The sequence below is a fragment of the Massilimicrobiota sp. An134 genome (assembly GCF_002160815.1).
Taxonomy (GTDB): domain Bacteria; phylum Bacillota_I; class Bacilli_A; order Erysipelotrichales; family Coprobacillaceae; genus Allocoprobacillus; species Allocoprobacillus merdigallinarum.
On sequence record NZ_NFLH01000056.1, the window covers coordinates 1 to 8,898 of the forward strand.

The 8,898-nt window shown below is 27.4% G+C and carries 7 protein-coding genes and 1 pseudogene; all 8 read left to right on the forward strand.

All coding sequences use genetic code 11. The annotated features are described in order from the left end of the window. The first annotated feature begins 742 nt into the window (after positions 1 to 742). Positions 743 to 2,236, forward strand: coding sequence for an Ig-like domain-containing protein (locus tag B5E79_RS12890; protein ID WP_087298315.1), 1,494 nt, complete (start codon positions 743 to 745; stop codon positions 2,234 to 2,236). Between the two features lie 354 nt (positions 2,237 to 2,590). Next, positions 2,591 to 3,790 carry a CDP-glycerol glycerophosphotransferase family protein gene (locus tag B5E79_RS12895; protein ID WP_087298316.1) on the forward strand — a complete coding sequence of 400 codons (1,200 nt, stop codon included), beginning with the start codon at positions 2,591 to 2,593 and terminating at the stop codon, positions 3,788 to 3,790. A gap of 299 nt (positions 3,791 to 4,089) precedes the next feature. Then, complete coding sequence (locus B5E79_RS12900) at positions 4,090 to 5,202, forward strand: CDP-glycerol glycerophosphotransferase family protein (protein ID WP_087298317.1); 1,113 nt, start codon at positions 4,090 to 4,092, stop codon at positions 5,200 to 5,202. After that, positions 5,195 to 6,181 (forward strand): annotated as a pseudogene (locus B5E79_RS13855) (NAD(P)H-dependent glycerol-3-phosphate dehydrogenase); the annotation flags it as partial. The gene B5E79_RS12900 and the pseudogene B5E79_RS13855, both read left to right, overlap by 8 nt. A 78-nt stretch (positions 6,182 to 6,259) precedes the next feature. Beyond that, a complete protein-coding gene (gene tagD / locus B5E79_RS13860; RefSeq protein WP_224762513.1) occupies positions 6,260 to 6,652 on the forward strand; it encodes a glycerol-3-phosphate cytidylyltransferase in 393 nt (130 codons plus the stop codon). Between the two features lie 134 nt (positions 6,653 to 6,786). Beyond that, the gene (locus tag B5E79_RS12910; protein ID WP_087298319.1) at positions 6,787 to 7,119 is read left to right on the forward strand and encodes a type II toxin-antitoxin system PemK/MazF family toxin; all 333 of its coding nucleotides are present in this window, start codon (positions 6,787 to 6,789) and stop codon (positions 7,117 to 7,119) included. Between the two features lie 39 nt (positions 7,120 to 7,158). Continuing rightward, complete coding sequence (locus B5E79_RS12915) at positions 7,159 to 8,034, forward strand: DUF975 family protein (RefSeq protein ID WP_087298320.1); 876 nt, start codon at positions 7,159 to 7,161, stop codon at positions 8,032 to 8,034. Beyond that, positions 8,027 to 8,752 carry a CPBP family intramembrane glutamic endopeptidase gene (locus B5E79_RS12920; protein WP_087298321.1) on the forward strand — a complete coding sequence of 242 codons (726 nt, stop codon included), beginning with the start codon at positions 8,027 to 8,029 and terminating at the stop codon, positions 8,750 to 8,752. Before B5E79_RS12915 ends, B5E79_RS12920 begins: the two co-directional genes overlap by 8 nt. The last annotated feature ends 146 nt before the right edge of the window (positions 8,753 to 8,898 follow it).

The window sequence follows — 8,898 nt, forward strand, 5'->3', positions numbered from 1 at the left end:
TTATATCAGGAGGTTTCTTTTTATTATGAAATTACCCCATTTAGAAATTAAAGCAGAAAAAGGCAAACCCCGTAATAAAATTAAAGGTTAAGGTTTACCCCGCGATTATTTAATATACCGTTTTAAGTTAGTAGCGGGGTATTTTGACCTCGCTTTTATTTTAAATTACCTTTTAAAGTTGAATAGATAATATTTGATTAATGACTATTTGCCGTCTTTTTTTCTATTTAATAGCTTTTTTATGCTCGTTTGCAGTATTTTTTACATATAAACTATGCGGATCTAGTGAATGTATGAACTTATTTTTGATTCTTTTAAATTTTTGAATTAAATCTGTAATATGGATGATTTTTTAATATCGCTATTTTTCATATATGTTAATTGATAAGTATTACTCATTATATGGGCAAAAAATAATGAAATGAGAAGGATGAATAGTTTGAAAGATATTTTATTATCTTTTCATAGATCAATGTCAAGAAGATCAGATGTAAAACTTTTTTACAATCAAATAAAAAAAGTATACCGATAGTTATAAATGAAACATACTCCTGTTTTTTATAGATAATCTATAAATATAAAAGCATATTGATTTTTTATGTAGAATATTCATATTTAGTTTAAGATAAGTGTTATTTTGGAGAGTGTATAAAATGATATTTTAAGTATATGCATAATTTGTAGAATTACACAGAAATTCCATATTAGTGATATATACTTAATATACGAAAGTGAGGGAAGTATGAAACGAAATAAAAAAAAGTTAAATACATATCATGTCTTAACTTTAATTGTAATAATTTTAACAATCTTTATTATTGGACATGTGGTAATAAATAAGAATACTATATATTTGGCTGAAAATCTAGATAATATAAATCTTGAATTAGGTGAAGAATATCAATTGAGAGCAGTAGATGAAAATAATGAGGTTATAATATATGAATCAAAAGATCCAACTATTGCAAGTGTTGATGAAAATGGAAAGATTTTTGCTAGAAAAAGTGGTAAGACATTTATATATGTAGGAACCCAAAATAAAATGAAGCAAAAAAAAGTAGGTGTGAATATACCATATAAAAAAAATGATTTTGATAAATATCAACGTATTCATGTAAAGAATAAACCTAATTTAAAATTTGAAGTTAATACTGTATATGATTTAGATGCAAGTATAGATGAATCTTTTTCAAAAGGTGATAGATTAATTTATTCGTCTAGCAATACTAATATTGCAAGTATAGACGATTCTGGCAAGTTAAAAATGCTCCGTGAAGGCGTAGCTAAGATTACAGTACAAATTGAAAATACTGATATTAAAGAAGAGTATGATATACATATATTTAATAAGATCAAGAAAGTTCAGAAAATTATAGTAAATAAAAATCAGAAAAATATTTTAGAAGTAGGAGACAAAATGAATTTAAATGTTTCTGTTTTTCCAGAAGATGCAGACAATAAAGGTGTTAAATTTAGTTCAAGTGAATCTACTATTGCTTCGATAAATGAAAAAGGTGAAATCAAGGCAATTAGACCAGGTATCACAATTATTAATATGATTTCTGAGGATGGTAATACTAAAGAAAAATTTAAACTTAATATTTCAAGAAAAAAAGCTTATTTGACAAATGAGATATTAAAAACCGCAGGTATAGATGAATGTAATAAAGTTATGTTTGTTGCTCATCCAGATGATGAAAGCTTGTGGGGCGGAGGTCATTTGTTGGAAGATAAATATTTTGTTGTATGTATGACAAATGAATTTAATTCTGTTAGAAAAAAAGAGTTTTATAAAGCTTTGGAATATACACAAGATAAGGGAATTATATTACCTTATCCAGATTTGGTAAATGGAAATAAAAGTAACTGGAATCACAATAAGGAAGGTGTTAAAGAGGAAGTAAATTTAGTTCTTTCTTATAAACCTTGGGATGAAATTGTAACACATAGTCCTAGAGGGGAAACAGGGCATAGGCATCATAAGTTTGTTAGTCAAATAGTTACATCAAGTGTAAAAAATAATAATTTATATGATAAACTATTGTATTTTGGTAAATTTTATGAAAAAAACGAAGTTCCTTCTTCATTGGAATCTAATTTAAAACAGGAGATAATTGATAAGAAATATAAATTATTGGATATTTATGCAGCAGAAAAGAAATCAATAGAAGCTTTTTGGAAACAAATGGTACCATTTGAATATTGGAAGAAAGCTGTTGTTTGGAAAGATAATTAAATTATACATGATAAAGTTAGCAGTTCATTATTTATATTTTTGTAAAGTTTAAACGTCAATTGACGATGATATAATTTATAATCTTAATACAAATCAAAGTCTTTTTATAGATGTATGAATTAAATAGAATAAATATAAAAAATTACATAAATACCTATAAAAATGGATCTAAAATAAGACAATAAAAAATATAAGTTACGTCTGATAATGTATATAGAAAAATCAAAATATAGTTTAGCGTTTGATAAGTTTAGATGGTTTTTTAAAGATGAAAGTAAAACTAAATTCAAATAAAAGGGAGTTGCTCCCTTTTTTATTTAGTGATAAACTATATACGATTGGAGAAGTGAGAAAATGTTTGTTTTAAGAAAAATAAAAAAACTAGCTGGATCGATTATTAGAATTTTATATAAATTAACATATCATTTTATCTCTATTGATGATAAATTGGTTATCTTTATATCTTTTCATGGAAGAGGATATTCTGATAATCCAAGGGCTATTTATGAACAGATGAGAAAAGATCCTAGATTTAATGATTACAGGTTTATTTGGTTTATTAAAAATCATAAAAAGAAAAATGTCAAAATAGAAGGAGCTGAAATTAAAGAATACTTAAGCTTACCTTATTTTTATTATATGTCAAAAGCAAAATATTGGATCATCAATTGTAAAATGCCTACATATATATGCAAGAAAGATAAACAAATTTATTTGCAGACATGGCATGGGACTCCTTTAAAAAGATTGGGGCATGATATTATAGCATCTGAAGATACTACTTTTTATAGATCTGGTATGACTTTTGAACAAATGACAAAATCATATGATATAGATGTTGAAAGATATAATTATATGATTTCTCCAAATGCCTTTTGTACTGAAGTTTTTCAAACATCATTTCAAATTAATAAAGAGCGTTTAATTGAAACAGGTTATCCTAGAAATGATTTTATTACGAATGCTACAAAAGAAGATGTCATCAGTTTAAAGAAAAAATATCATTTACCTTTAGATAAGAAAATAATTTTATATGCTCCAACATGGCGTGATAATTCATATGTGGCTTCTGGCTATACTTTTGAATTAGAAGCTGATTTTCATAAATGGAGAAAAGCGTTAGGTGATGACTATGTTGTTGTATTTAAACCTCATTATCTTATTATTAATAAGTATGAAAATGATGAAACTTTAACTGGCTTTTTGTATTCTGTGAAGGCTGAAGCTGAAATAAATGAGCTTTATGTTATGAGCGATATTCTTGTTACTGATTATTCAAGTGTATTTTTTGACTATGCCGTGTTAAATCGTCCCATTTATTTCTATATGTACGATTTAGACCAATATAAAGGTGAACTCAGAGGCTTTTATTTAGACATATATACAGAATTGCCTGGAAGAATTTATGAAGATGAAAGCAAGCTTTTAATAGATATTAAAGAGAGTGTTTATGATTATTCATTTTTAGAATCTTTTAATCAAAAATTTAATGCTTGGCAAACAGGAAATTGTGCTCAAAAAGTTATTGATATTATTTTTTCAGATATAAAATAATTTTCTTGAAATCAGATACATAGTTTTATCATATGATGGAAAGTAAGAAGGGAACTTCTTGCTTTTTCTTATTTTAGATGAACATCATATCAAAGATGTTGAAATCTTTATAAAAAGTAATATAACCATTTATATGGTGATGAAAAATAAAAAAATATTTGTTAGAAACTTTTATAAGTGATTTTATTTATGTGGATAATAAGTAGTAAGAAAGAATGAAATCAATCTATTTTATGATAGACTCTTTTTTAATGAATAAAAAGATGATAAAATAGATTTGAAGTCATAGGAGATTGATTATGGGATTACAGAAAATTATTTTAAATATAGTATTAAAAATTGAAGTTTTTTTTATTTCATTTTTTAAGATTCATAATAATAGAATCACTTTTATATCTTTAGAAGATGATCATTTGACATCTGATTTTTTAAAGATTTATCAACAATTGCCACTAGAAAAATATGATGTGCGTTTATGTCTCATTCATTACAAGAAGAATTTATGGGGACAGTTTTTATATTTTATCAATTGTATGAAACAATTGTATTATGTATATACATCAAAAATTATTTTTTTACATGATAATAACTATGTTGTTTCACATTTTAAAAGAAGCGGGGTACAAGTGATTCAGGTATGGCATGCTTGTGGAGCTATAAAGAAATTTGGTAATGTGATTGAACGTCAGTATCCTATTTCTAATTATGACTATGTTTTAGCAACTTCATCTTATTGGAAGGAAGCATATAGTCAAGCATTTAGTGTTCAACAAGAACAAGTCTTGCCTGTGGGAATGCCAAGAACTGATGAATTATTTCATCAACAATGGATTGATGAAACGAAAGAAAAACTTTATCAAAAATATCCAATGCTGAAAAATAAGAAGATTATTTTGTATGCACCGACTTTTAGAGGGAATATATATAAAGGATTTTCAGCGATTCATTTTGATGCTCAAAAAGTGATGAATCAGTTAAGCGATGATTTTGTGTTGATATATAAATTTCATCCTTTAATGGGAAATTATCATTTACAAAAAGATAATCGTATTTTGAATATGAATCATGAAGATACACATGAATTATTTTGTATAAGTGATTATTTGATTTCGGATTATTCATCTATTGTTTTTGATTTTATGATTTTAAAGAAACCAATGCTTTTCTATATTCCTGATTATGAGCAGTATTGTCAAGATTTAGGGGTATTTGTAGATGTGAGGGATTTAGGTTATCCAGTTTGTTATTGTGAAGAAGACGTTGTACAGTCATTACAAACTTATCATGTTGATGAAGATCTGTTTCAAAAAATGAAGAATCAGTTTTTTGAAATTCAGGATGGTCATAGTACATTACGTGTTGTAGAACTGGTGGAAAAATTATGTGAAATGGAGAATGATATCAATGAGTAAAATAGCAATTATTGGAACTGGAACATGGGGAATAGCGCTTGCAAACATGTTGAGTGAAAAACATTGTGTGAAAGCATGGTCAGCGATTCCTGAAGAAATTGAATATATTCAAAAAAATCATAGACATCCTAAATTAAAAGATGCAGTTATTTCTTCATCTATACAATTGTCCTGTGATTTATCAGATACTTTAGATGATGTAGAAATTATTGTTATGGCTGTTCCATCTATTTTTGTAAGAGAAACAACGAGAAAAATAATTCCCTACTTAAAACCTGAACATATTATTGTTGATGTCGCAAAAGGAATGGAAGCTCAAACATTAATGACAATGTCAGAAATCATTTATTCTGAAATTCAAAATCAGATGGATTTTGAATATGGTCATATTGTTGCTTTATCTGGACCCACTCATGCAGAAGAAGTTTCAATAGGTTTACCATCTACCATTGTATCAGCTTCAGTAGATGAATTGATTGCCCAAAAGGTTCAGGATATATTTACAAGTTCTTTTATGCGTGTTTATACAAATAAAGATATTAAAGGTGTAGAAGTTTGTGGTTCTATGAAAAATATTATCGCTTTAGCAGCTGGTATTTCTCATGGTTTAGGTTATGGAGATAATGCGATTGCAGCTTTAGTGACAAGAGGAATTCATGAAATATCACGTTTAGGAATTGCTATGGGATGTTCTATTCATACTTTCTATGGACTGGCAGGGTTAGGTGATTTAGTTGTCACATGTACAAGTCAAAATAGTCGTAATAATCAATGTGGAACGTATATTGGCCAAGGATATGAAGTGAATGAAGCCATTAAAAAAGTAGGAATGGTTGTTGAAGGAATTAATGCGTTAGATGCTGCAGATCTTTTAAGTGCTCGTTATCATGTTGAATTGCCTATCATTAGAGCGGTATATGATGTTGTGAAATTTGGCTTGGAACCACAATTATCGGTTCAAAGATTATTCCAGAGAAAAAGTAAATCTGAAATTCCTTTTTCAATATTAGAACTTGTTCATGAAAATAGAGAAATGAAAAATCAAAGGGGTGTAAAAATGAAAAGAGTCATTACATATGGAACATTTGATCTTTTGCACTATGGACATATCAATTTATTAAGACGTGCAAAAGCTTTAGGTGATTACCTTATTGTTGCTTTATCAACAGATGAATTTGTTAAATTACAAAAGCATAAAGAGTGTTATTTTAGTTATGCCGAGAGAAAATCTTTACTAGAGGCTATGCGATATGTTGATCTTGTTATACCTGAAGAAAACTGGGATCAAAAGAAGGAAGACTGTCAGCAGTATCATATTGATGTTTTTGTAATGGGTGACGATTGGGAAGGACAGTTTGATTATTTACGTGATCAAGGCGTTGAAGTCGTTTATTTGCCTAGAACACCTGAAATTTCAACATCGCGTATAAAAAAAGATTTACATGAATAAAATGCATGAACATTGATGTTATAAAGTTAAAGAGTTCACTTCTGATAGTGGACTTTTTATATATCATTATGTTTTTTTCTTTTGTTCTAAATTCTTTTTCTATTCATATATTAGTTGTATGATAGGAGGACATTATGAATAGGGGAGAAATTTATTATGCAGATTTATCGCCAGTTATAGGAAGTGAGCAAGGTGGATATAGACCCGTATTAATCTTACAAAACAATAAAGGAAATAAATATTCGACGACGGTGATTGTAGCACCTATTTCTTCAAGAATGACAAAAAATGAATTACCAACACATGTGATTATTGAAACACCATTTTTAGAAAAGAAATCAGTCATCTTGTTAGAACAGATACGAACAATTGATAAAAAAAGAATAGATGAACGTTTAGGAGTCTTGTCAGAATCCTTGATGGATAAAGTAAATTCGGCCATTAAAACAAGTTTAGACATTAAATAAGAGATATGATATAATGGTTGCAATTAAGGAGTGATATAGATGAATATTAGAAAGATTAAAGAAAGAGCCAATCAACTGTTGAGTGTTGATAAGCAACAATATATACGTATTCTTATGATATTAGTATTGTTGGAATTGATTCCAACTTTATTTAGTACAGGACATGATATATTATCACGCATAATTTATATCATAATAAGTCTTGCTTTTATTGCTGTTTCACATGGATATGTTGTCAGTTCATTAAAAATGGTTAGAAATCAATCTTCATTATTATCTGATGATGATGCTCTTGTAGGGTTTAAAAGATTTAAAGGATTGTTTTCTACATATTTATTGAATAACATTGTTTTATTTTTTATTACTTTTGCTGCTATGTTTATTTTAATGATGATTTTTGGTGTTTTTTTATCAGGAATTCAATTAGATAGTTTTGCTAATGAAATATCATTATCAGGAAATTATACACAAGTATTATTGAGTATTTTCAGTCAATCACCATCACTTTTAGCTGCATTTATATTGTTTTATATGCTTATGATTGTTATTGTGTTTGTGATATCTTCTTATTTGTTTGCAGTTCCATATTTACTTGAAAGATATCAAATGACAAATTTAATGGCTATTAAAGAATCTTATCGTTTTATGAAAGGACATATTTTTGATTATATTAAATTAAATCTTTCATTTTTAGGATGGATTCTTGGATTGATGATTACTCAAATGGGATTAAATCGATTATTGATGTTTTTACCTATTTTAGGAGCTTTAATAAGTGCTATTATTACAGGTATTATTGGGGTTTATACTTATTTACCACGTTATCAATTATCAAAAGCTATTTTCTTTGAAGAATTAGCATATTATCGTTATGATCATCATCAGACATACGGTGGAGATGAAAATCATGTTTAACCAACATTTTAGTAGAAGAGTGCCAACTCAAGTGAAATGGATGTTTATTTTAGTGATTTTACCACTTTATATGTATTGTGGTTCATTGATTTTGAGTGCTCTGTTTAAATTTATTATTTTACAATTTCATATTCAGTTTGATTATAATCAATTAAATGCTTATTTAAATCTTATTTTTGATTTGATCTTATTGGTTTTAGCTGGCTGGTTATTGAAAGATAGTATGATTGAACAGTTTAAAGATTTTAAGAAAAATATCAAAAACAATTTGTTTTATGGTTGTATTGTAGGTGTTTTATTGATTTATGTTTGTCAAATTATTGGTGGATTGCTGACACTGGCATTAGGTGGAAATCAGACAAGTGAAAATCAGCAGTTGATTGAATCTATCACAACTTCGTATCCAGTGATTATGATTTTTGTATCATGTATATTGGCACCTATTGTGGAAGAAATGTTATTTAGAGGGATTGTTTTTGGATGGATTTATGAATGGAATCCAAAGATGGCACATTTGATTTCAGCCTTTATATTTGGTTTTATTCATATTATGTCAGCTGTTTTTGCAGGCAATTTTTTAGAATGGGTACAAATTTTTTCTTATGGATTGATGGGATTTGCATTAAGTTATTTATATGAAAAACAAAATAATATATATGTTCCTATTTTATCGCATATGATGAATAATATCATTTCGATGTGTTTAGTGTTATTGTAGTGTAAAGGTTTTTGAAAAGTCAAAAACCTTTTTTCATATTATAGGAATTTGGTTTCGTTTGGTTGATAAATGCTTAAAGCAAATATTAACAATGAGCAAAATAAAAAGTAATGCACCAGCATTACTCTATTTTTCTGCATGCAAAA

What these genes read in the sequence shown, in the direction of transcription:
- B5E79_RS12890 (WP_087298315.1), top strand. Translation starts at nt 743, where the DNA reads ATGAAACGAAATAAAAAAAAGTTAAATACATATCATGTCTTAACTTTA.
- B5E79_RS12895 (WP_087298316.1), top strand. Translation starts at nt 2,591, where the DNA reads ATGTTTGTTTTAAGAAAAATAAAAAAACTAGCTGGATCGATTATTAGA.
- B5E79_RS12900 (WP_087298317.1), top strand. Translation starts at nt 4,090, where the DNA reads ATGGGATTACAGAAAATTATTTTAAATATAGTATTAAAAATTGAAGTT.
- tagD (WP_224762513.1), top strand. Translation starts at nt 6,260, where the DNA reads ATGAAAAGAGTCATTACATATGGAACATTTGATCTTTTGCACTATGGA.
- B5E79_RS12910 (WP_087298319.1), top strand. Translation starts at nt 6,787, where the DNA reads ATGAATAGGGGAGAAATTTATTATGCAGATTTATCGCCAGTTATAGGA.
- B5E79_RS12915 (WP_087298320.1), top strand. Translation starts at nt 7,159, where the DNA reads ATGAATATTAGAAAGATTAAAGAAAGAGCCAATCAACTGTTGAGTGTT.
- B5E79_RS12920 (WP_087298321.1), top strand. Translation starts at nt 8,027, where the DNA reads ATGTTTAACCAACATTTTAGTAGAAGAGTGCCAACTCAAGTGAAATGG.